Raw genomic sequence first — 1,752 nt, 5'->3', positions numbered from 1 at the left:
GATCTTCGCCGCCTTGGCGGGTGAGGGTCCCAAGCCCGAGCGGATCATGATCGATGCTACCCACCTGAAGGCACACCGAACTGCGGCGAGCCTGCTTAAAAAGGGGATGTTCCCCGTCGTATCGGGCGCACGAAAGGCGGGCTGAACTCCAAGCTCCATGCCGTCTGCGATGGTACCGGCAAGCCGATCATCCTGCTTTTGTCGGAAGGGCAGATGAGCGATCACAAGGGCGCTCGGCTCATTTTGGGAGCGCTGCCTTCTGGCGCAACCCTGATTGCTGACCGAGGCTACGACAGCAACTGGTTCCGGGAGGCACTTGTCGAGAAGAACATCACGCCGTGCATTCCGCCGACTAAAAGCCGCAAGGTGCCCATCGCCTATGACAAGACGCTGTATCGGCAGCGGCACAAGGTCGAGAACATGTTCGCCAAACTCAAAGATTGGCGCCGGATCGCGACCCGCTATGACCGATGCGCCCACACCTTCTTCTCAGCCATCTGCATCGCAGCGGCCGTCGCCTTCTACCTCAATTAACGAGTCCTGAGCCTAGTGCGCCAGCCGAATGGACGCTCTTTCTTTGAATTTGGGCGCCGGGGCCATCATCGAGGCATTAGCTTTGGCCGCTCGACTGCCGCAACGTCTTGAGAAGGGATCAGACTGACCAGCTGCGCGCTGATCCAGCCGACAACAAGACCCGCGATTAAGATGAACAGCAAACTACGCCAGTCATGCTTGTTGCCCATCGATCCGTCCATTCCAGTCACCGCCGCGGCTGCCTGAAACTAACACGAACCGAATGCTTGCTCCATGTGCGGGCTTCTTGAGCCATGTCCCACATTCCAGAAGCCCTTGGCCGGGATGAGCAGCCAAGAGCTAATCCAAGTGTGCCGCTCCGATGATCCGTTTGACACACGGTTCGTTCAGCCAGAAGGCGTAGACTGATGGCTGACATCCCTTTGAATGGAGAGGGATCATGTCGCGCGAACGTCAAGCTCAGTGGACCCGTCGGCTTGAGCGCCTGCACGCCCTGAGAGAGTACCTTACGGCAGCCTACCGTTATGACCGAGCATACGAGACCTACATCATCATCCAGCATGTCTATGACCGCTGGGCCGATGAGATGTTCCGCTCGCCGCGGTAGGCCTCCGGCTCACGCGTCGGCCACCTCTCGGAGCGCGGGCAGACGAGGGGCTGCGACCGGTTGAGCAGCCAGTGCAGACGAAGGCTGATAACCCAGTGCCGGGCCAAGGCTTCGGTGCTGAACAAGCCCAAATCACATTCGGTAGGGTTGGGAGCCCTCGACCGGTCATAGTGGAAGAGGTCATCCTCGGTGCGATGAAGAGCTGTTCCTGTACAGATGGTATCCTGCAGGCGCTCATGGGCGTTCCCCTGTTCTTTGGGCCAGAACAACGGCGGAGCATCGAGGTCGCGGTTTCGCCAGCTGCAAACAGGTCTCAAGATAATAGGCGGCTCTCCATGGGTGTAAGCCTGCGCCCTTCACCTGAAGGTCAAGACTACCCTCGCGGCGGCTGGAATCCCGGCGTCACACCGATTGCCTAGTAGTGTGGTGAAGGTTCTGCAAATCGCCTGATCGGGGCGGTCATGGCAGGATGGTGATGTTCAACGTCACGCACTCCGAGAGGAGCCCCACCATGACCATCATCAAGGATAAACCTGCCGCCGCTGCCATCAAGGACCTTCTGAGCCACAACCCGGACGGGCTGCGCGAGATTGTCCGCGCCGTGATGCAGG

At 59.4% G+C, this 1,752-nt stretch carries 1 protein-coding gene and 1 pseudogene; both read left to right on the top strand.

The genetic code is table 11. The features are described from left to right. A pseudogene (locus ACXJKO_RS31550) lies at positions 1–534 on the top strand (IS5 family transposase); the annotation flags it as partial. Positions 535–973: 439 nt separating this feature from the next. Then, entirely contained in the window at positions 974–1,141 is a 168-nt protein-coding gene (locus ACXJKO_RS31545) for a hypothetical protein (protein ID WP_457094941.1), read from the top strand. Positions 1,142–1,752: the final 611 nt, after the last annotated feature.

Source organism: Microvirga sp. P5_D2, from assembly GCF_054049475.1.
Note: the sequence above shows the minus strand (reverse complement) of the source record. Positions and strands in the feature narration are given on the sequence as shown.

Coding starts and splice junctions, on each gene's coding strand:
- ACXJKO_RS31545 (WP_457094941.1), top strand. CDS start 974: ATGTCGCGCGAACGTCAAGCTCAGTGGACCCGTCGGCTTGAGCGCCTG.